This is a genomic window from Klebsiella spallanzanii (assembly GCF_902158555.1).
GTDB classification, from domain to species: Bacteria; Pseudomonadota; Gammaproteobacteria; order Enterobacterales; family Enterobacteriaceae; genus Klebsiella; species Klebsiella spallanzanii.
This window is the reverse complement of sequence record NZ_CABGGS010000001.1, coordinates 662176-682153: the sequence shown is the minus strand read 5'-3', so window position 1 is coordinate 682153 and position 19978 is coordinate 662176. Positions and strand designations below refer to the sequence as shown.

At 58.5% G+C, this 19978-nt stretch carries 17 protein-coding genes; 6 read left to right on the top strand and 11 right to left on the bottom strand.

Annotated features, from left to right (window positions below; translation table 11 throughout):
• Positions 1 to 3 precede the first annotated feature (3 nt).
• The gene (locus tag FN082_RS03310; RefSeq protein WP_139538531.1) at positions 4 to 1488 is read left to right on the top strand and encodes a sugar ABC transporter ATP-binding protein; all 1485 of its coding nucleotides are present in this window, start codon (positions 4 to 6) and stop codon (positions 1486 to 1488) included.
• A 19-nt stretch (positions 1489 to 1507) separates the two neighbouring features.
• Positions 1508 to 2530 carry an ABC transporter permease gene (locus tag FN082_RS03305; RefSeq protein ID WP_180349565.1) on the top strand — a complete coding sequence of 341 codons (1023 nt, stop codon included), beginning with the start codon at positions 1508 to 1510 and terminating at the stop codon, positions 2528 to 2530.
• Positions 2531 to 2576: 46 nt separating this feature from the next.
• On the opposite strand, the gene FN082_RS03300 is transcribed toward FN082_RS03305, so the two are convergent.
• Genes FN082_RS03300 through FN082_RS03270 form a run of 7 tightly spaced genes read right to left on the bottom strand, consistent with a single transcriptional unit; the run spans position 2577 to position 9042 of the window.
• Entirely contained in the window at positions 2577 to 3818 is a 1242-nt protein-coding gene (locus FN082_RS03300; protein ID WP_142981132.1) for a Zn-dependent hydrolase, read from the bottom strand.
• Positions 3815 to 4297, bottom strand: coding sequence for an L-2-amino-thiazoline-4-carboxylic acid hydrolase (locus FN082_RS03295; RefSeq protein WP_139538534.1), 483 nt, complete (start codon positions 4295 to 4297; stop codon positions 3815 to 3817). The genes FN082_RS03300 and FN082_RS03295 overlap by 4 nt, the downstream gene beginning before the upstream one ends.
• Before the next feature lie 17 nt (positions 4298 to 4314).
• The gene (locus FN082_RS03290) at positions 4315 to 5472 is read right to left on the bottom strand and encodes a branched-chain amino acid ABC transporter substrate-binding protein (protein WP_142981131.1); all 1158 of its coding nucleotides are present in this window, start codon (positions 5470 to 5472) and stop codon (positions 4315 to 4317) included.
• A 27-nt stretch (positions 5473 to 5499) separates the two neighbouring features.
• Positions 5500 to 6219: an ABC transporter ATP-binding protein gene (locus tag FN082_RS03285; protein WP_139538535.1), complete on the bottom strand. Its 720-nt coding sequence runs from the start codon at positions 6217 to 6219 to the stop codon at positions 5500 to 5502.
• Positions 6212 to 6979 (bottom strand): ABC transporter ATP-binding protein, encoded by a 768-nt coding sequence (locus FN082_RS03280; RefSeq protein ID WP_139538536.1) that lies wholly within the window; start codon positions 6977 to 6979, stop codon positions 6212 to 6214. The genes FN082_RS03285 and FN082_RS03280 overlap by 8 nt, the downstream gene beginning before the upstream one ends.
• Positions 6976 to 8082, bottom strand: a complete 1107-nt coding sequence (locus tag FN082_RS03275; protein WP_142981130.1) for a branched-chain amino acid ABC transporter permease — start codon at positions 8080 to 8082, stop codon at positions 6976 to 6978. Before FN082_RS03275 ends, FN082_RS03280 begins: the two co-directional genes overlap by 4 nt.
• 9 nt (positions 8083 to 8091) lie before the next feature.
• Positions 8092 to 9042 (bottom strand): branched-chain amino acid ABC transporter permease, encoded by a 951-nt coding sequence (locus FN082_RS03270; protein ID WP_139538538.1) that lies wholly within the window; start codon positions 9040 to 9042, stop codon positions 8092 to 8094.
• A 171-nt stretch (positions 9043 to 9213) separates the two neighbouring features.
• Here FN082_RS03270 and FN082_RS03265 point away from each other — a divergent pair, with 171 nt between their 5' ends.
• From FN082_RS03265 to licT, 4 genes are all read left to right on the top strand, one after another.
• Positions 9214 to 10143 (top strand): LysR substrate-binding domain-containing protein, encoded by a 930-nt coding sequence (locus FN082_RS03265; protein WP_112215354.1) that lies wholly within the window; start codon positions 9214 to 9216, stop codon positions 10141 to 10143.
• 211 nt (positions 10144 to 10354) lie between these two features.
• Positions 10355 to 12235 carry a beta-glucoside-specific PTS transporter subunit IIABC gene (locus FN082_RS03260; protein ID WP_142981129.1) on the top strand — a complete coding sequence of 627 codons (1881 nt, stop codon included), beginning with the start codon at positions 10355 to 10357 and terminating at the stop codon, positions 12233 to 12235.
• Complete coding sequence (locus FN082_RS03255; protein WP_142981128.1) at positions 12232 to 13653, top strand: glycoside hydrolase family 1 protein; 1422 nt, start codon at positions 12232 to 12234, stop codon at positions 13651 to 13653. The genes FN082_RS03260 and FN082_RS03255 overlap by 4 nt, the downstream gene beginning before the upstream one ends.
• Positions 13653 to 14492, top strand: a complete 840-nt coding sequence (gene licT, locus FN082_RS03250) for a BglG family transcription antiterminator LicT (protein WP_139538541.1) — start codon at positions 13653 to 13655, stop codon at positions 14490 to 14492. The genes FN082_RS03255 and licT overlap by 1 nt, the downstream gene beginning before the upstream one ends.
• Position 14493: 1 nt before the next feature.
• On the opposite strand, the gene FN082_RS03245 is transcribed toward licT, so the two are convergent.
• From FN082_RS03245 to FN082_RS03230, 4 genes are all read right to left on the bottom strand, one after another.
• Complete coding sequence (locus FN082_RS03245) at positions 14494 to 15498, bottom strand: LacI family DNA-binding transcriptional regulator (protein WP_142465587.1); 1005 nt, start codon at positions 15496 to 15498, stop codon at positions 14494 to 14496.
• A gap of 29 nt (positions 15499 to 15527) precedes the next feature.
• Positions 15528 to 16928 (bottom strand): sucrose-6-phosphate hydrolase, encoded by a 1401-nt coding sequence (locus tag FN082_RS03240; protein WP_142981127.1) that lies wholly within the window; start codon positions 16926 to 16928, stop codon positions 15528 to 15530.
• Positions 16928 to 18298 (bottom strand): sucrose-specific PTS transporter subunit IIBC, encoded by a 1371-nt coding sequence (locus FN082_RS03235; protein ID WP_139538544.1) that lies wholly within the window; start codon positions 18296 to 18298, stop codon positions 16928 to 16930. Before FN082_RS03235 ends, FN082_RS03240 begins: the two co-directional genes overlap by 1 nt.
• A 136-nt stretch (positions 18299 to 18434) precedes the next feature.
• Complete coding sequence (locus tag FN082_RS03230; protein ID WP_139538545.1) at positions 18435 to 19952, bottom strand: carbohydrate porin; 1518 nt, start codon at positions 19950 to 19952, stop codon at positions 18435 to 18437.
• Positions 19953 to 19978 lie beyond the last annotated feature (26 nt).

The following is a 19978-nucleotide window of genomic DNA, read 5'->3' as shown; positions in this document are numbered from 1 at the left end:
CGTATGAACGCTTTTGCACTTGAAGCCGAAGGTATCAGCAAATTCTTCCCTGGCGTGAAGGCGCTCGACAATGTCTCATTACGCGTGCGCCCGGGGACGGTGCACGCGCTAATGGGCGAAAACGGCGCCGGGAAATCGACGTTAATGAAATGCCTTATCGGGATCTACCGCCCCGATAAAGGCGCGATCCGCGTCAAAGGAGAGCCGGTCCAGTTTCAGGATACAATGGACGCGCTGCGCTCCGGGATCTCGATGATCCACCAGGAGCTTAATCTGGTGCCGCATATGACGGTGGCGGAAAATATCTGGCTGGGCCGTGAGCCGATGAAATATGGCTTTGTCGATCATCGCCAGCTTACCCGCCAGACTCAGGAACTGCTGAATAAACTGAATATCCGTTTATCCGCTGACCGGCTGGTGGGGGAGTTAAGTATCGCCGCCCAGCAGATGGTGGAAATTGCCAAAGCGGTTTCCTGGAACGCGGATATTGTGATTATGGATGAGCCGACCTCGGCATTAACCGAGAGCGAAGTGGCGCACCTGTTTACCATTATTCGCGATTTGCGCCAGCAGGGAAAAGCCATTATTTACATCAGTCATAAGATGGACGAGATATTCGCGATTACCGATGAAATCAGCGTATTTCGCGATGGCACTTGGGTTGGCAGTCAACATACCACCGAGTTTACCCGCCAGTCGCTGATTACTCAGATGGTTGGCCGGGAGCTAACCCAGCTCTTTCCCAAGTTTAATAACACCATTGGCGAAGAGGTGCTGACGGTGCGCAACTTGACGCGTAAAGGGGTTTTTCACGATATCAACTTTAGCGTGCGGCGCGGCGAAATCCTCGGCGTGGCTGGGCTGGTGGGGGCCGGGCGCAGCGAAGTGATGGAGAGCCTGTTCGGCATGGAGCAAGCCGATAGCGGTGAAGTACTGATCGACGGTATGCCGGTCAATATCGATTCGCCGTCAACGGCCATCGAAAAAGGCATGGCGCTGCTCACCGAAGACCGCAAAAAGTCCGGTCTGTTTCTGGTGTTATCGGTACTGGAGAATATGAGCATCGTCAAAATGCCAGAATATATCGGTAAAACCGGCTTTGTTCAGCATCTCAAAATGGCCGAAGACTGCATGGAGCAGATCCGCCGTCTGAATATTAAAACTCCAACCATGGATCAGATTATTAATAACCTCAGCGGCGGTAATCAGCAAAAAGTGCTGATTGCCCGCTGGCTTTTAGCCCAACCGAAAATACTGATTCTCGATGAGCCAACACGCGGAATCGACGTCGGGGCGAAAGCGGAAATTTATCATCTGATTAGCGAACTGGCGAACCGCGGCGTTGCGGTGATTATGGTCTCTTCTGAATTACCTGAAATTCTCGGCATGAGCGACCGGGTGATGGTGATGCATGAAGGGCGTATTACCGGCATCCTCGATAAAGAAGACGCCGACCAGGAAACCATTTTGTCGTTGGCATCCCATTGAGGCACAGAGAATGAGCAATATGAAAATAACGGCGACCCCGGTCAATGATAAGCCCTCTTTCTTTGGGCAATTACGCCACCGGCTGCCGAAAGATACCGGGATATTTATCGTCATGTTGGTGATTGCCCTGACTTTTGAAATTGCCGGTTGGTACGTGCGCGACCAGTCCTTTTTAATGAACACCAACCGACTGATATTAATTGTTCTGCAAGTGGCGATTATCGGCATTATCGCGGTGGGGGTGACGCAGGTCATCATCACCACCGGGATTGACCTCTCCTCCGGTTCGGTGATCGCGCTCGCCGCCGTGGTGGCGGCAAGCCTCGCACAAACTTCCGACAGCCTGACGCCGATGTTCCCGTCGCTGGTCAATATGCCTGCGGTCATTCCGATTGGTGCCGGGATTGGCGTCGGCCTGCTGTGCGGTTTAACCAACGGATTTCTCGTCACCCGCACCGGTATTCCGCCGTTTATCGCCACGTTGGGGATGATGGTGTCGGCGCGCGGTCTTGCGCAGTATTACACCCAGGGCAACCCGATTAGCTTCTTATCCGACAGCTTTACCGCTATCGGCCAGGGGGCGATGCCGGTGATTATTTTCTTCGTCGTCGCCGCAGTGTTCCATATTGCCCTGAAACATACCCGCTATGGCAAATACGTGTACGCCATCGGCGGCAATATGACGTCGGCGAAGGTCTCCGGTATTAACGTGAATAAATATCTGGTGATCGTCTATACCATCGCCGGGGCGCTCTCCGGCCTCGCGGGCGTGGTGCTGGCGGCGCGCGTCAGCAGCGGGCAGTCGAGCATGGGAATGTCCTATGAGCTGGATGCGATTGCCGCAGCGGTCATTGGCGGCAGCAGCCTGATGGGCGGGGTGGGGCGCATTACCGGGACCTTAATCGGCGCGATGATCCTCGGCCTGATTAAAAGCGGGTTTACCTTTGTCGGCGTCGACGCCTACGTGCAGGATATTATTAAAGGCATCATTATCGTCGCGGCGGTAACCATCGATATGCGGCGTAACCGCAAGAAGCATTAACTCAAAGATAGCCCGCAGCGTGAATGGCTGCGGGCGGGTTGCTCGTTTACGCGCTACCCGGCTCCTGCTCATCGGCAGCAAGGCGCAAACTGTTGAGCAGCACGTTGGCCCCTTTCTCCGCCCACGCGGGCAGAATATTCTCCGCCTCGTTATGGCTAATCCCTTTCTCGCAGGGGATGAAAATCATGCTGGCGGGCGCGACCTTACTGATATAGCAGGTATCGTGACCGGCACCAGAAACCATGGTCCTGGCGCTGTAGCCCAATGCCTCTGCCGCTCGCTGGCTGCGCGCCAGGCACCCGGCGTCAAAGGCAATCGGCGCGTAATCGAAAATACGCTCGACGTTTGTCGCCACGCCGCGCTCTGCCAGCACGCCAGCTGCGCCATGCAGAGCTTGCTCCATCGCTTCCAGCGCTGCGGTTTGCGGATGACGAAACTCGACGCTGCACATCACGCGGCCCGGCACCACGTTACGTGATCCCGGGATCACCTGCGCCATGCCAATCGTCGCCCGGCCGTCGGGGTTGTGCGCGATGCCGATTTGCTCAACCGCCAGCGCCAGCTCGGCGAAAGCAGTCAGCGCATCGCGGCGGCTGCCCATCGGCGTGGTTCCGGCGTGGGCGGAAAAGCCCTCCAGCGTGACGTTGAACCAGCGCTGACCCATTGCCGCATGGACGAGGCCGATATCAATGCCTTCTTCTTCCAGAATCGGCCCCTGTTCGATATGCACTTCGTAGCAGGCGTGCAGCGGGAAGGCGGCAGTCGGGCTTTCGCCGCGATAGCCGATAGCCTCCAGCGCCTCGCCGACGCTGATGCCGTCGCGATCTTCGCGGGTGAGGGCAAAATCTTCGCTAAACTGTCCTGCCCAGACCCCGGATGCCAGCATCGCCGGGGCAAAGCGCGCCCCTTCTTCGTTGGTCCAGTTCACCAGCACGATATCGCGTTCGGTCTCAACGCCGAGATCGTTTAGCGTGCGCAGCGCCTCCAGTCCGGCCAGCACGCCGTAAATCCCGTCATAGCGGCCGCCGAGCGGCTGAGAGTCAACGTGCGAACCGGTCAGCACCGGAGCAAGCTGCGAATTTTTACCGGCGCGGCGGATAAACATATTGCCCATGCTATCGACTTCGCAGGGAAAACCGGCTTCCTGCGCCCACTGGCGCAGCAGGTCGCGCGCCTGGCGGTCCTCGTCGCTCAGCGTCAGCCGGGTTACGCCGCCCGCCGGCGTCGCGCCGATAAGGGCCATCTCGTTGAGTGTCGACCACAGACGTTCGCCGTTGACGGTTATCATGGCTGGTCCTTTTTCACGCGATAGCGGAAGTCGCAGCACTTTCCACCCTGCATAATGGTGGTGGTGCGGGTCAGCTCCACGTCCGGGGCGTAGCCGACGATAAACTTGTCGTCGCGGGCGCAGGAGAGCAGGTGGCCAATTTCGCCTAGCCCCATTTCGTGGTACATCTCGGCGTAGCGGCAGCGGTTGACGTTGTAGTTATACTGCTGGTCGTCGGCGTCCAGCACCTTGACCTCCAGGGCGTTATCTTTCTCCCACAGATACTGCAGGGCGACAAAGCTCTGGATATCCGCGCCGTTCGGCTCCTGGCTGGCAAACGCTTTTCCCGCCTCAATGGCGGCGTTTTCAATCGCTTCGCCGATAACGGCCTGGGCGCGAGCTTTACCTATCTCGCGCACCAGGATGTCGTAAATCGGCTTGATTATTTCTGCTTCAATTTTGCGGCGGGCGAGAATGCCCAGCTCATTATTATCACTCATCACATTGCCTCACTGCGTTACTTCGTTTGTGCGCCGCCGAGTACGGTTTGCGGCTGCCATTTTCCGTCGACGACTTTGTAGACGGTAAAGGTTGGCGATTTCAGGTTGCCCTCTTTATCAAAGGCGATTTGTCCGGTGACCCCGGAATAGCTAATGGCGCGCAGTGCGGGCAGATAGTCGGCCGGGTCGACGGAGTCGGCTTTTTCCATCGCCGCCACCAGCACGCGGGTGGCGTCATAGGCGAACGGCGCATGCAGCTCGATATGGGTGTGATAGCGCGACTGATAGGCCTGCTCGAAGGCTTTCCCGCCTGGCATCTGTTCGACCGGCAGCCCCGGCTCCAGCGCCACCACGCCGTCGCCCTCTTTCTGCGCCAACTGGAGGAAGGTCTGGCTAACGAAGCCGCCCGCGCCCATCAGGGTGGCGTTCATGCCCAGCTGTTTAATGCGGCGCGCCAGCGGAGCGGCCTGACTATCGACGCCGCCGAAGAAAATCAGGTCGGCGTTTTTGCTGCGGATCGCGGTCAGCACCGCGCTGAAATCGACGGTTTTGTCATCGACGTACTGGCGGTCAACGATTTTGATTCCCTGCGCTTCCAGCGACTTAATAAACTCATCCGCCAGCCCCTGGCCGAAGGCGGTACGGTCATCGATAACCGCAATACGTTTGGCCTTCAGGGTTTGCACTGCGTACTGACCGGCAAACTGGCCGCCGTCATCATCGTGGCCCATCACGCGAAAACTGGTATCGAAGCCCTGTTTGGTATAGGCGTGCCCGGTGGCGACCGGCGCAACCTGGGCGATACCCGCATCGTGGTAAACCCGCGCGGCAGGAATGCTGGTGCCGGTATTCCAGTGACCGACCACGCCCGCGACGCCGCTATCGACCAGACGCTGGGCGACGGCGACGGCGGTGCGTGGGTCCGACTGATCGTCTTCCGATTGCAGCTTGAAGGTTACCGCCTTGCCGCCGATGGTCGGATGCTGCTTGTTGATGTCGTCAATCGCCAGTTGCGCACCGTTCTCCAGATCCTTGCCGATACGTGCGGAAGGGCCGGTCAGCGGGCCTGCCAGGCCGATAATGACGGTTTCGCTGGCCGCAGACCACGCGGCGGATGAGGCAAAACCACTGAGCAGAATAGCGGCGCTGAGCGCACTGATTTTTACTGTTTTCATTGTTTTTCCCTGATGCTGGTTGGTGTGTTAAACGGGCATTTCGCCCAAATAAATTTGTGCAATACGGTCATCGTTCAGCAGCGTCTGCGACGGACCGCGCTCGACGATGCTGCCGCTGTCCATCACCCAGGCGCTGTCGGTGGCCTCAAGAGCCAGGCGTGCGTTCTGCTCAATCAGCAGCAGCGCGACGCCGCGCTGGCGCAGGGTGGCGATGACGCGAAAAATGTTTTCGACCATTAGCGGCGCCAGGCCCATCGAGGGTTCGTCGAGGATCAGCAGACGCGGCTGGCTGAGCAGGGCGCGGTTGAGCGCCAGCAGCTGCTGTTCGCCGCCGGAGAGCAGCCCCGCCAGCTGATGCTGACGTTCGCCAAGACGCGGAAAGTTTTCGAAAATGGCGCGCATCTCCTGTTTAACCGCCGCCGCGTCGCGACGTAGCCACGCGCCCATTTGCAGGTTTTCCAGCACCGTCATGCGCGCGAAGATGCCGCGACCTTCCGGCACCATCACCAGCCCTTCACGTAACAGGGATTCGGCCCGACGTTTGCGGATCGGCTTACCGTTAAACAGAATGTCGCCGCGAAAGGGTTCCAGCCCGGTAATGGCGCGGACGGTGGAGCTTTTGCCCGCCCCGTTGGCGCCAATCAGCGTGGTCTGCTCACCCTCTCTCACGCTGAAAGAGACGTCGCGCACCGCCTGGATGCCGCCGTAATGAACACTCAACTGGCTAACGGTTAATAAATCAGACATGGACATTGCCTCCCAGCCAGGCGGCGATCACCGCCGGGTCGCGGCGTACGGTATCCGGCGTGCCGCTGGTTAACGTTTTGCCGTAATCCAGCACCATTAAGCGATCGCAGATCCCCATCACCAGCTTGACGTCGTGCTCAATCATCAGCAGCGTTTTGCCGTCATCGCGAATGCGCAGCAGCAGTTCGCCAAGGGCCATTTTCTCGGCGGCGTTCATCCCGGCAGCCGGTTCATCCAGCGCCAACAGGCGCGGGTCGGTAGCCAGCGCGCGGGCAATCTCCAGACGCCGCTGGTGGCCGTAGGCGAGGTCGCAGGCGCGATAGTGGGCGAACTGCGCGATGCCGGTATAGTCCAGCCAGTGCCATGCCAGCTCGCGGGTCTGCGCCTCTTCAGCACGGGCGCGTTTATGGCGGGAGAGCGCGGCCCACAGACCGTTGCGGGTGCGCACGTGGCGGCCCACCATCACGTTTTCCAGCACCGACATTTCGTTAAACAACCGCACGTTCTGGAAGGTGCGGGCGATGCCTGCGGCGGTGACTTTCTCAATATTCTTCGGAAAATAGGCTTCCCCGCCGATAGCGAATTCGCCGCTGTCCGCCGGATAAAGCCCCGTTATCAGGTTAAAACAGGTGGTTTTTCCCGCGCCGTTGGGGCCGATCAAGCCGTAGATTTCACCCTCGTTGATGGTGAGCGACACGTTGTCGACTGCCGTCAGGCCGCCGAAGCGTTTCGTCATATGGCGCACGCTTAGCAGGCTCATGCTTTTGCTCCTTTATGACGTGCGGGCCAGATGCCCTGAGGACGCAGTAGCATCACCCCAACCAGCGCCAGGCCGTAAAACAGCTGGCGCAATATTTCCGGGTCAATCAGTACTTCGCCAAACAGCGTCTGCTGTACTGGCGCGGCCTGGCTACGCAGCAGCTCCGGCAGCGCGGTCAGCAGCACCGCGCCGAGGATCACCCCGGGGATATGCCCCATCCCGCCCAGTACCACCATCGCCAGCACCGCAATCGACTCCTGAAGCGTGAAGGATTCTGGCGAAACGAAGCCCTGAAACGCGCCGAACAGCGCGCCCGCCACGCCGCCAAAAGAAGCACCGATAGCGAAAGCCAGCAGCTTGTAGTTACGCAGATTGATCCCCATCGCCCGGGCGACGTCTTCATCCTCGCGGATGGCGTGCCAGGCGCGACCAATGCGCGAATGCTGTAGCCGCAGGCAGACAAAAATAATCGCCACGATGACCAGCATCAGCAGGTAGTACCACAGCCACAATGCCGGGACTTTAAAACCGAACCAGTGATAGACGCCGCTAAACTTGAGGCCGAACAGATTCAGCGAATCAACCCCGGAGATGCCTTTTGCGCCGTTGGTGATGTTGACCGGGCGGTCGAGGTTGCGCATCAGGATGCGGATAATTTCGCCGAAGCCAAGAGTGACAATCGCCAGGTAGTCGCCGCGCAGCTTCAGCGTCGGCGCGCCCAGCACGATACCGCAGCCCGCAGCCACCAGCGCGGCAAGCGGAATAATCACCAGCCACGAGGTGTGCAGGCCGTCCGGAAACCAGCTATTTAACATCGGGAACACATCCAGCAGGTGCGGCGAGGCCAGCAGCGCCGCCAGATAAGCGCCGACGGCATAGAAGGCGATAAACCCCATATCCAGCAGGCCGGTGTAGCCGACCACGATATTCAGGCCCAGCGCCAGCATGATATAGAGCAGGGCGAAGTCGATAACCCGTACCCAGTAGTTGCCGCCAAGCTGGCTGGCGACCATCGGCGCGACCAGCAGCGCGCAGACGAACAGGGTCATCCCGGACCAGAAGCGGCGGGAGACGATGGGCGTGTCGAGTTGTGCTGTTGTCATTGTTATCTCCTAGGCCCGATGCGCGACGCGTTCGCCGAGTAAACCGGCAGGGCGGAAAACCAGCACCAGAATCAGCACCATAAAGGCGAAGATATCCTGATAGTTGCTGCCGAAAACGCCGTTGGTCAGGTCGCCGAGATAGCCCGCGCCGAGGGATTCGATAAGCCCCAGCAGCAGGCCGCCGATCATCGCGCCGCGAATATTACCGATGCCGCCGAGCACCGCGGCGGTAAAGGCTTTAATGCCGGGCAGAAACCCCATTGAGAAGCTGGCATTGCCGTAGTTGCTGGCCATCATCACGCCGGCCAGCGCGGCGAATACGCCGCCAATGGCGAAAGTGAGGGCGATAATGGCGTTGGGGTTTACGCCCATCAGCGTGGCAATACGTGGGTTTTCCGCCACAGCGCGCATGCCGCGTCCTAAGCGGGTGTACTCCACCAGCAGCCACAGGCCGAGCATGACCGCCAGGGCCAGCGCGACGGTGACCATGCCGGTGACGGTCACGATCGCCGGAGGATGCGCTTCGCTGCCGTGGGTCACGGCGATCGGGTCCATCGGCAGGATCTGCGGAAACATCAGCGGATTGCGCGACCAGACGATCATCGCCACGGTTTGCAGCAGAACTGAAACGCCGATCCCGGAGATCAACGGCGCCAGGCGCGGCGCGTTGCGCAGGCGACGGTAGGCAAAACGCTCGACCGCCATCGCCAGCAGGGCGCACACCGCCATGGCCAGCAGCAGCGCTAGCCCCAGCTGCGCCAGCGGCGGCAGGCCGGGAAAGTGGGCATTAAGCGCGTTCATCCCGGAGAGCGTGGTCAGCGCGCCGACCATCAGAATATCGCCGTGGGCAAAGTTAATAATGCGCAGGATGCCGTACACCATGGTGTAGCCCAGCGCAATCAGGGCGTAAATGCTGCCGAGCATGACCCCGTTGATAATTTGTTGTATGAGTGTGTCCAACTGATTCTTCCGACAAGATGCTCAAATAACAGCTACCATCCAACAAATGAATTAAATTGTAAAATACGCATATATTCTTTCTTATTATAAAAGTGTGGTTAACTATCTTTATGATTTTAAATATAATTAAAGAATGTGCCGGATCGGGAAATGCGCTAAGAAAATCAACATATGAAAAAAACAGAACAATCGGAAGGGCCGGTTAGCTGGTCGGAGAGCACTTTAGCCAACGATCCGCCGCTGCGGGCGGTGCGCGCCTTTGAGGCGATTGCGCGGCTGGGCAGCGTGACCCTGGCGGCGCAGGAGCTGGCGATTTCACCCTCGGCGGTAAGCCATCAGCTGAAGGTACTGGAAGGTTATTTGCAGATCCCGCTCACCGAACGCCAGGGGCGGCGGCTGACCCTCAGCCAGCAGGGGCGGGAGTATTATCGCTCGATCCGCGCGGCGTTTAACGTGCTGCGCCAGGCCACTGAGCATCTGGTCGATCAGGTGCAAACCCAGCAGGTGACGATCAGCCTGATCCCGCTGTTTGGCATGGGCTGGTTTATTCCCCGCCTGCCGTCGTTCGTGCATGCCAATCCGAACACTGAAATCAACGTGGTTTACGCCAACCACCGTAACTACCTTAGCGACGCCTCCGATATGTCGATCCGCTTTGGCAACGGCCACTGGGTGGGTTATCAGAGCGAAAAGCTGATCTCCGGCAGAATGGTGCCGGTATGCAGCCAGGCCTTTTTGCGCCTGCACGGGCATATTGATACCCCGGAGCAGCTATTGCAGATGCCTCTGCTGCACGACGAGGAGCGCACGACCTGGAACCAGTGGTTTGTGCAGCAGGGGGTAAAGCGTCCACCGCGCTCGACGGGGCCATTATTTGAGGATGGCCTGCTGACTCTGGCGGGCGTACAGGCTGGACTGGGCTGCGCTCTGATGCGCGAGCCGCTGATCGCCCCCTATCTGAAGAGCGGCGAGCTGGTGAAAATCTTCGATTCGGCGATAGATGATGGCCGGGATTACTACCTCTGCGTACGTCAGGATAGCGATATGACGCCAAACGCTAAGCTATTGCAGAGCTGGCTGCGTCAGCAGGCTCTTGGTTGATATTTACTTAAGAATTTACTCAATCGAGATCACATTTTTACCCGCTGGTGATTGAAATACAGCAAAGCCGCTTAGATAATCCGCCGAAATAACCCATTTTTATGATGGCGTGCTACTGCGAAAGCAGGCAAGACCAAAATAGAAATGCTCTCCCGCCAAGGGGAGCGTCTCTGTTTTGGTCTTTTTTTTTGCCCCAACACCAGGGAACACTATGAACTATAACGAAACAGCAGACAAAATCCTCCACGCGGTGGGCGGTGCGGAGAATATCCGAATGCTCACCCATTGTGCGACCCGCTTGCGTATGGAGTTCAACGACCGCGCAAAGGTTAACGATGCGCAGATTGGCACTATCCCCGGCGTGATAAGCGTGGTGGAGAAGGGCGGCCAGTTCCAGATTGTGATCGGCAATGAGGTGCAGCAGGTTTATCGCCTGCTTAATAAGGCGCTGCCGGAGAAGAAAAGTCCGGCAGGCGGCGACAAAAACGCCAAACCGACCGGCATTTTCGCACGCATTATCAGCGTTATTTCGACCACCTTCACCCCGGTGATCCCGGCGATTACCGGCGCGGGGATGATCAAGGCGCTGCTGGCCATTCTTAAGCTAACGGGCGTGATTAGCGAAACCAGTTCGACCTATCAGTTGCTCAACATTATTGCCGATGCCGCGTTCTTCTTCCTGCCGGTACTGCTGGCCTACGGGGCGTCGCTGAAGTTTGAATGTAACCCAATTCTGGCGATGACCCTTGCGGGCGTGCTGCTGCACCCGGGCATCGGCCAGATGATGGCTGCCGGTAAAGCGGTCGATTTTGCCGGCATCAACGTTCTGCTTTCCGATTACGCCGGATCGGTGCTGCCGATTATTCTGACGGTGTGGCTGATGTCGTGGGTTGAGCGCTTCGCTGAGAAGGTCTCACCCTCGATTATCAAATTCTTCGTTAAGCCGATGCTGATTCTGTTGATCACCGCGCCGCTGGCGCTGGTGGTTGTCGGCCCGGCGGGCATTTTGCTTAACGACCTGGTCGCCGCAGGTGCGGGCGCTATCGACCGCCACGCCAGCTGGTTGATCCCGATGCTGATGGGCACCCTGCAACCCTTCCTGATTATTACCGGCACCGCCTGGGCGATGACGCCAATCGCCACCGGACAGCTGAGTAAAAGCGGTTACGAGATGATTAACGGACCGGGGATGCTGGCGTCAAACGTGGCGATGGGCGCGGCAACGCTGTGCGTGGCGCTGAAAACCAAAAATAGCAACCTGCGCCAGCTGGCTTCGTCATCGGGCTTTACCGCGCTGCTGGGGATCACCGAACCGGCGCTGTACGGGGTGCTGCTTAAGTTTCGCCGCGTGCTGATTGCCGCGATGATCGGCGGCGGATGCGCCGGGGTTTATGCCGGGGTGAGCGGGCTGGTGCGCTACGCGTTTGTCTCTCCAGGCCTCGCGGCGCTGCCGGCGTTTATCGGCGAAAACCCGATGAACATCGTCCATGCGCTGGTGACCTGCGCGATTTCTATCGTGGTGACCTTTACCCTGACCTGGTTTATTGCTTTTAAAGATACGCCTGAGGATCAAGAAGAGGTCAGCGAAGCGCCGCAGCCTGTGGTTAGCCCAAAAATGGAGGGTGAGATTGACGTGCTCAGCCCGCTGCGCGGCCAGGTGGTAGCGTTGAGTGAAGTGAATGATGATGTCTTTTCCGGCGGTCTGCTGGGTGAGGGCCTGGCGATTCGTCCACAGGAAGGGGTACTGCGCGCGCCGTTTAGCGGCACGGTGATGATGTTCCTGCCATCGTGTCACGCGGTGGGTCTGCAAAGCGAAAGCGGGCTTGAGCTGCTTATCCATATTGGTATCGACACGGTTAATCTTAACGGCCAGCACTTTAGCTCATCGCTGAAAGTGGGCGATAAGGTGGAAGCCGGGCAAGAGCTGATCCGCTTTGATATTCCCGCTATCGAACAAGCCGGGTATGACCTGATTACTCCGGTGATTGTGGTCAACGGTGACGAGCAGCACTCACTGCGCCTGACCGCCGCCGCGCAGGTCGATTACGGCGAACAGCTGATGGTGCAATCCACTAAGGAGGCGCAGGCATGATTTATCAAAACAAAGCGCAGTTCCCGGACGGTTTTTTGTGGGGGGCGTCCACCTCAGCCTATCAGGTCGAGGGTGCGTGGAATGAAGACGGTAAAGGACCGTCTGTGGTCGATATGCTCAGCCACCCGCCGGGAACGGCGGACTTTCGTATCGCTAGCGACCACTATCATCGCGTAGAAGAGGACGTCGCGCTGATGGCGCAAATGGGGCTGAAGGCCTATCGCTTTTCGCTGGCCTGGTCGCGGGTGATCCCGGACGGCGACGGCGCCGTGAATCCAGCCGGGCTGGCCTTTTATCATCGCCTGATTGATGCCCTGACGCGCCACGGCATTACGCCGATTGTCACCCTTTACCATTTCGACCTGCCGTGGGCGCTGGAGCTAAAAGGCGGCTGGCTCAACCGCAAAACCGGGGAGGCGTTCGTGCGCTATGCCCGTCTGCTGTTCAGCGAGTTTGCCGATAAAGTCCCGCTGTGGCTGACGATTAACGAGCAGAACACCATGATCTTGCACCCCGGCGCGATTGGCGTGCCTGCGGATCGTGAGCTGCCGGACAAGAAAGCGCTGTATCAGCAGAATCACCATATGATGCTGGCCCAGGCGCAGATCTTCGCCCTGTGCCACCGCGAGTTTCCCGGGCTGCGCATCGGTCCGGCGATAAACACCACTTCGATGTACGCCGAAAGCTGCAAACCGGAAGATGCCATCGCCGCGCATAACTGGGAAACGCTGCGCTGCTGGAGCTTTTTGGATGTGGCGGTACATGGCCGCTACAACGCCCTGGCGTGGGCGTATTTAGAGGATCGCGGCCTCGCGCCGGAAATGCAGCCGGAAGATGCGTTGATTTTGCAGCAGGGGCGGCCGGATTTTATCGCCATTAACTACTACTCCACCGCGACGATTGCCGCCAGTCGGGGCGACGGCGCGGACGTTGCGCCGCGTGCGGGCGATCAGCAAATTATGCTGGGCGAAGAGGGGGTTTATCGGCCAGCGGAAAATCCGTGGGTGGGTAAAACGCCTTACGGCTGGGTGGTCGACCCGGTGGGGCTACGCCTGACGCTGCGCAAAGTGTGCGAGCGCTACGGCCTGCCGATTCTGATCAGCGAAAACGGCATGGGCGCGCCGGATAAGCTGGAGCATGACGGGACGGTGAATGATGATTATCGTATCGCGTTCTTACAGGCGCATATTGAACAAATGCGCCTGGCGATTGCAGACGGCGTCGAGCTGATGGGCTACTGCCCGTGGGCGGCGATTGACGTGGTCAGCACGCATCAGGGCTACGCCAAGCGCTACGGTTTTATCTACGTCGATCGCGGCGAGGACGACCTGAAGAGTCTGCAAAGGATCCGCAAACGCAGCTTCTGGTGGTATAAGGATGTCATTACGCAAAACGGTAACCACGACGAGTCTCTGTGATGATTGTTCAGAAGGTGCTCAATAATAGCCTGGTGCTCTCCATGGATGATGATAACAGGGAGGTTATCGTTATGGGGAAAGGTATTGGCTTCAACAGCCGACCCGGGGATGAGATTGACCCGCAGATGATAGAGAAGCTGTTTGTGACCCAGACGCTCGGCGCGCACAGCGGTTATCTTGAAGCGCTCTCCGCCATTCCGGATGAGGTCATCGAAATGGCGGCGATGATTATTTCCCGCGCCAATATGCAGCTTGCCAGTAAGGTTCGCGAGCAGATTTTCTTTACCCTCGCTGACCACCTGACGTTTGCTATTGAACGCAGTCGCAAAGGGATCGCCATTCAAAACCGCCTGCTGCCGGAAGTCAGGCGCTTTTATCCGCAGCAGTTCCGCGTCGCCAGCGAAGCGGTGACGATTATTCGCCAGCAGTACGGGATTGAGCTGCCGGAAGAGGAAGCCGGGAATATCGCATTTCATCTGGTGAACGGCCAGAGCGAGGGCGACGACGTGGCGCAGACCATGCAGTCGGTGAAAATGCTGAAGGATATTTTTAATCTTGTGCAGTACCACTTTAAGCAGCAGATAGACACCGAATCGATTAACTACTCGCGCTTTCTGGTCCATATGCAGTTCTTCCTCCAGCGTTTGCAAGAGGGGGAGCTGGACGGCGCGCGGGACAGTTTTCTGCTGGTACAGGTGATTAAGGAGTATCCGGAAGCCTACCGCTGCGCGCTTCTGATCCGCGATTACGTCAAAGCCCAGCTCGATATCACCCTCGGCGGCAACGAACTGCTATGGCTCACCGTGCACCTGGTGCGAATCAGCGGGCTGGATGCGTGAATCAACGATGACGAAACTGCAGCGTTGCGGGCAGGTAGCGCTGTAGCGGCTCTGGCGTGTTGCCGTCAATCAGCTGGCTTATCAGGTCGTAGCAGTGCCAGGCCAGCTGGCGGTTGTCCTGCTGCACGGTATCAATACGCAGCGACAGCGAATCGTAGAGATAGTGATCGTCGAAGCTCGCCAGATGAATATCGGAATCCAGCAAATGGTGCTGGCTCATATAGCGCAGTACCCCTTCCAGTAGCCCGCAGGCGGCGGTAAACAGCGCCTTTGGCGGCCGACCGAGACGCGCGCAGAGGGCGGCGAACATCTCATAGCCGGAGCTGGGATGGTAGTTGCCGTTGATCACCCATTCCGGACGCAGTTCGATACCCGCCTGGGCCAGGCCCTGAGTGAATCCCGCCAGACGGTCGCGTGATGGCGACAGGCGAGGCTGACCGCCTAAAAACCAGAACTCATCGCTATGCGAAGGCGCGATACGGGAAATCAGCTCTGCCGTCGGGGTAATTGAATCGGTCATCACCAGCGGCAGCGCGCTTTCATTAGGACGGCGGTCAAACAGCACCACCGGCAGCTGCTCGCTGAGCTTCAGATAATCGGCATCATTATGCATGCAGGAGGCGACGATCAGCCCGTCGACCTGACGGGCGATCATATTGTTCACTACCACGCTCTCCTGGCCGGGGTTTTCGTCGGTACAGGAGATAAGCAACTGAACGCCCGCCTCGCGGCACAGCATCTCCAGCTCGTGGGAAAAGACCGCAAAGCCGTGGTTGGTTATCTCCGGCACCACCAGCCCGATGGTGTGGCTGCGGTTATCACGCAGCGAGCGGGCGTGAATGCTCGGCTGATAGTGCTGCTCGCGGGCAATTGCCTGCACGCGCTCTCGGGTTTCCTGCGCCACGCGCAACTCCTTGCCACGCCCGTTCAGCACCAGGCTGGCGGTCGCTTTGGAAACACCCGCCAGTTCGGCGATATCTTTAATGGTTACGCGTTTGGTTTTCATTACGACGCAATGAGTCTGAAAGAAAACGCTTATTCTATCATGCATGTCCGCAGCGACCAGTAACAGAATGCGCCCGGTTTGCTGCCCGTGAAAATCAGCTGCGCCGGATAAACCGGGAAGTAGCGGCTGCTCATGACGCCTTCGCCGTCGTTGATGAAGATTTCCACGCTCGACTGGTCGATAAAAATCCGCAGCGAGCGGACCTCGCCGCGCCAGTAGCGATAGTGCGTTTCGTCGCTGGCGAGGCTGCGTCGCGCCAGGAGGATCCCGCTGGCATCGCGCTCAAGCGTCAACGCGCCGCCGAAATCGATGCGTAACGCGTCGTCGCTTGCGGTTTCGAGGCTGATTTCCATCGGCGCCAGCGGCAGAGGGCTGTCCTGCCAGCCGTGCGCTTCGCCGCGCAGGGCGGTGAGTTCGCGCAGCGGGCGCTGATAGAGCTTGCCGTCGACAAACTCCAGTTCGCGCAGGCAGGTCATCTGATGGATCCAGCCGTTAGCCAGCGTCGGCTGGCGCATCTCTTCGCCGTCCGGCACGCCCATCCAGCCGACCAGCAGACGGCGTCCATCGCTGGTCTGCATGGTTTGCGGCGCGTAAAATTCGAATCCGGCGTCCAGCTCGTGCAGTTCGCCGTGTTTGAAATCAGCGCGGTCGTAGTCGAAATCGCCGCTCATCCACACTGCCGGGTAGGTGTTAAGAAAGCGCGTTTCCTCGCGGGGGATGCCCTGCGGGCAGCAAATCAGAATATGCTGGTCGCCGAGCGGGAACAGGTCCGGGCACTCCCACATATAGCCCGCGTCGTCCAGACCATTGATGCCGTAACCGGCAATTTCGCCCTCGCTCGTCCACTCACGGAGATTTGCGGAGCTGAACAGCAGCACCTTGCCGCGCTTTTGCCGATCCTGCGCGCCCAGCACCATGTACCAGCGGCCTTCATGCTGCCAGACTTTCGGGTCGCGCACGTGGCCGGTGTAGTCCTCCGGTAGCGGTAATACCGGGCCGAGCTTAGTAAACGTGCCGTCGGCGTTTTCCGTCGCCAGGCACTGCCAGGCGGTTCGGCTACCATCATCAAATTTGACGTTGCCGGTGTAGCACAGGGTGAGGGTTCCGTGGTTATCTACCGCGCTGCCGGAGTAGCAGCCGTTGCGGTCATACTCTTCGTCCGGCATCAGGGCGATCGGCTCATGCTGCCAGTGCAGCAGATCGGCAGAACTCCAGTGCGCCCAGCACTTGAATTTATGATCGCAGGCGAGCGGGTTCCACTGATAGAACAGGTGATAGCGTCCGGCAAATTCAACAAAGCCGTTGGGGTCGTTCATCAGCCCGGTCACCGGCGCATGGTGCCAGTGGGGATAGTGGCTGTCGGCCAGCGCGCGCGGCTGGCCCTGCATAACCGCCTGCAAAATCGCAGGCAGGCGTGATGGAAGTGACATTATTCAGCGTCCGTTTTGTATTTCAGTACCAGGGAGACGACGAAGGCAACGCCAAAGGCGATAACCATCCCGATAATATAGTTCAGCAGCGAGCTGGCCTGCACGATAGCCATGCCGGGGATTGCCGTCAGGCCTACCGCGGTCATATAGACGTGCACCGACACCACCCACGCGCCGCCCGCTGCGCCGCCGATCAGGGCTGCGATAAACGGTTTTACAAAGCGTAAGTTAATACCAAAAATCGCCGCTTCGGTGATGCCCAGCATGGCAGAAAACGCCGAGGGCAGGGTGATGGCTTTGATTTTTGCATCTTTAGTTTTAAACCACACCGCCAGACAGGCTCCGCCCTGGGCAACGTTGGCCATCGCCCAAATCGGCAGCAGGAAGTTGACGCCGATGGACGGGTTGCCCAGCAGTCCGGCTTCTATGGCATGGAAGCTGTGATGAATACCGGTAATGACGATAACCGAGTAGAGGCCGCCAAACAGCAGTCCGGCCAGCCAACCGGCGTGAGTAATCAGGGTGCTGAGGACAAACGAAATGCCATCGCCGAGCGCGCGACCGGCCGGGCCGATAATCAGCAGGGCGATAAAGCCGGAAATAATCACCGTCAGGAACGGCGTGAGGATCAGATCCAGCGCGTCGGGGATCACGCGACGCAACTGTTTCTCAACGATGCTCATAAACCACACCGCCAGCAGCACCGGGAACACCGTGCCCTGGTAGCCGATCATGGCAATCTCAAGGCCGAAGAAGTTCATGGTGTGGAAACCTGCCGCCACGCCCCAGGCGTTGGTCAGCGCCGGGTGGGTCAGGATGCCGCCAAGCGTCGCGCCGAGATAGGGGTTACCGCCGAATTCGCGGGCGGCGGTGAAGCCAATCAGGATCGGCAGAATGATAAACGCCGCCGAGCTGCACATATCCAGCATGATGTAGATGGCGTTGCCCGGGTCGACCCAGCCGTAAGTTTTGACCATCCCCAACAGGCCCATCAACAGGCCGGAGGCGACGATAGCCGGGATGATCGGCACAAAGATGTTTGATAGCAGACGGGCGATACGCTGGAAAGGATTCAGCTTTTTCGCCGCGATGTCGGCGGCTTCCGATTTGCTGGATTCACCAATCCCTGCCGCCTGAATAAAGGCCGCGTAGACTTTATTTACCACCCCGGTGCCAAAGATAATTTGCATCTGTCCGGCATTACGGAAACAGCCCTTAACCCCTTCAATTTTGCCGATGGCTTGCTGATCGGCCAGTGAATCATCGACCAGCACCAGGCGCAGGCGCGTGGCGCAGTGCGCGGCGCTGGCGATATTTTCCTTGCCTCCCAGAAGCGGAAGCAGCGAGCGGGAAATCTGTTCAAAATCCATAGTACCCTCTGAATGCGTATTGATTTTCGAGCTGTCGTCCCGTGTTCACGGGGGCGCAGTCTCTGTATCGTTATTGTGTCCGGGGCGACGAAACGCGTTTGCCGCCCCAGGTGTTGTTGTTGTCAGGCGTTAACCATCAGAACCAGGTTTCCATCTGGATACCGAAATTCCACTCGCCGCCCGCGTTGAAACCGCTGCTGCCGAAGGCGTCGTCGCTGGCGTAGTTATCCAGCTTTTTGCTCCAGTCCATCCAGGTCGCGAACAGGCGCAGCTCGGGACGGTTGAAGAAATCGCCGATGCTGCCCGCTTTAAACGTCGGGGCGAAGGTGAGTTTATAGAAACTGCCGTTCACCGCGTTGCGATCTTTGTAACCTTCTGGATGCAGATCCATATACTGGTAGCTGCCTTCGTAAGTGAGGGCGAAGTTCTGGGTGATCTCCTGGATCAGGCGCATGTTAAAAGTGACCCACTCGTAGCTATCGCCTTTGACATAGCGATCTTTGCTGCTTTGCGCCAGCACCGCCGGGGCGATGTGCCAGCGTTCGCTAAGCGGCGTGGTGCCATAGCTGGCGAAGCGCCAGGTATTGGCGTCTGAGAGTAGCGCGCCATCCGAGCCGATACCTTTGACTTCTGCGCCCAGACCGTGACCGTAGAGCAGGGCGGTTTTGCTGCTGCCTTCACGTAGGCCGTAGAAGCTGTCGTTATGCAGGCCAACCAGCGCGTGGACGCCATTGTTAGCGGCGTCAGTCTGGATGGTATCGCCGTTGGCATCTTTACGGTCGTCGTTATCTTTCGCCCGTAGGCCGCTGACCATCACCTGCACCGGGCCGATAAAGTGGTTCATGCTCAGAATGTAGTTCTGCACATTGTTATCGATGTCTTCCAGATCGCCGAAGTTACGCCCGTAAAGGGAGAAGTTGCTGCGAATGCTGTCATTCCACTTCACGTCGTAGATACCGCCGCCGGTCCCGGCGAGGAATACCACGTCGGAATCGAGCCAGTGGATATCAAAATTATCGCGGTCAAAGCGTTTACCGGCCCATAGCGTGGAGCCTTTAAACGGACCTTCAAAGCTCGGCAGGCTGCCGAGTTCGGCAAACGCCTGGCGGATATTCAGATCGCTGGAATCGGCCGACCAGTCGTTATAGGTTTTTTGTCCGTCAGCCAGCATCGCCTTGAAGCGCGTGGTGGCACCGTTATCCAGCGTCTGTTTATGTTCGAGATTCAGTTCGACGTAGGTGTCGGCTTCGTTGCCCAAACGACCGATGGCACCACCGGTTTCCCCGGCTGGCGTCAGGTAGGGGCCGCTTTTGCTGCTGGATGCCGCATCGTTCATCAACAGGCCGGAGCGGGCGTAGCCATGGAATTCAAAGCCGCTTTTCTCATCGGCTTTCTTCTCCAGTTTGGCGGTACGCTGAGCCACTTCCTGGGTGGTGTCCTGGGTTTTTTGCTGCTGCGTAGTGAGTTGCTGAACTTTTTTCTCTGCCGACTCGGCGCGATTTTCTGCCGTTTGCGCCCTGTTTTCCGCTTCCTGCAGGCGTTTTTCCATTGCGATCAAGCGGGCTTCGATACTGCTGAGGTCCGTTTGCGCATGAGCTGAGGCGGCGCCGGTTAGCAAAGCGATAAGAACCGCGAGTGTGCTTTTTCTATACATGCTGGTGCATCCCAAAAGTAAAATTG

Coding starts and splice junctions, on each gene's coding strand:
- FN082_RS03260 (WP_142981129.1), top strand. CDS start 10,355: ATGAACTATAACGAAACAGCAGACAAAATCCTCCACGCGGTGGGCGGT.
- FN082_RS03255 (WP_142981128.1), top strand. CDS start 12,232: ATGATTTATCAAAACAAAGCGCAGTTCCCGGACGGTTTTTTGTGGGGG.
- FN082_RS03305 (WP_180349565.1), top strand. CDS start 1,508: ATGAAAATAACGGCGACCCCGGTCAATGATAAGCCCTCTTTCTTTGGG.
- FN082_RS03240 (WP_142981127.1), bottom strand. CDS start 16,928: ATGTCACTTCCATCACGCCTGCCTGCGATTTTGCAGGCGGTTATGCAG.
- FN082_RS03285 (WP_139538535.1), bottom strand. CDS start 6,219: ATGTCTGATTTATTAACCGTTAGCCAGTTGAGTGTTCATTACGGCGGC.
- FN082_RS03265 (WP_112215354.1), top strand. CDS start 9,214: ATGAAAAAAACAGAACAATCGGAAGGGCCGGTTAGCTGGTCGGAGAGC.
- licT (WP_139538541.1), top strand. CDS start 13,653: ATGATTGTTCAGAAGGTGCTCAATAATAGCCTGGTGCTCTCCATGGAT.
- FN082_RS03280 (WP_139538536.1), bottom strand. CDS start 6,979: ATGAGCCTGCTAAGCGTGCGCCATATGACGAAACGCTTCGGCGGCCTG.
- FN082_RS03295 (WP_139538534.1), bottom strand. CDS start 4,297: ATGAGTGATAATAATGAGCTGGGCATTCTCGCCCGCCGCAAAATTGAA.
- FN082_RS03235 (WP_139538544.1), bottom strand. CDS start 18,298: ATGGATTTTGAACAGATTTCCCGCTCGCTGCTTCCGCTTCTGGGAGGC.
- FN082_RS03290 (WP_142981131.1), bottom strand. CDS start 5,472: ATGAAAACAGTAAAAATCAGTGCGCTCAGCGCCGCTATTCTGCTCAGT.
- FN082_RS03230 (WP_139538545.1), bottom strand. CDS start 19,952: ATGTATAGAAAAAGCACACTCGCGGTTCTTATCGCTTTGCTAACCGGC.
- FN082_RS03300 (WP_142981132.1), bottom strand. CDS start 3,818: ATGATAACCGTCAACGGCGAACGTCTGTGGTCGACACTCAACGAGATG.
- FN082_RS03245 (WP_142465587.1), bottom strand. CDS start 15,498: ATGAAAACCAAACGCGTAACCATTAAAGATATCGCCGAACTGGCGGGT.
- FN082_RS03275 (WP_142981130.1), bottom strand. CDS start 8,082: ATGACAACAGCACAACTCGACACGCCCATCGTCTCCCGCCGCTTCTGG.
- FN082_RS03310 (WP_139538531.1), top strand. CDS start 4: ATGAACGCTTTTGCACTTGAAGCCGAAGGTATCAGCAAATTCTTCCCT.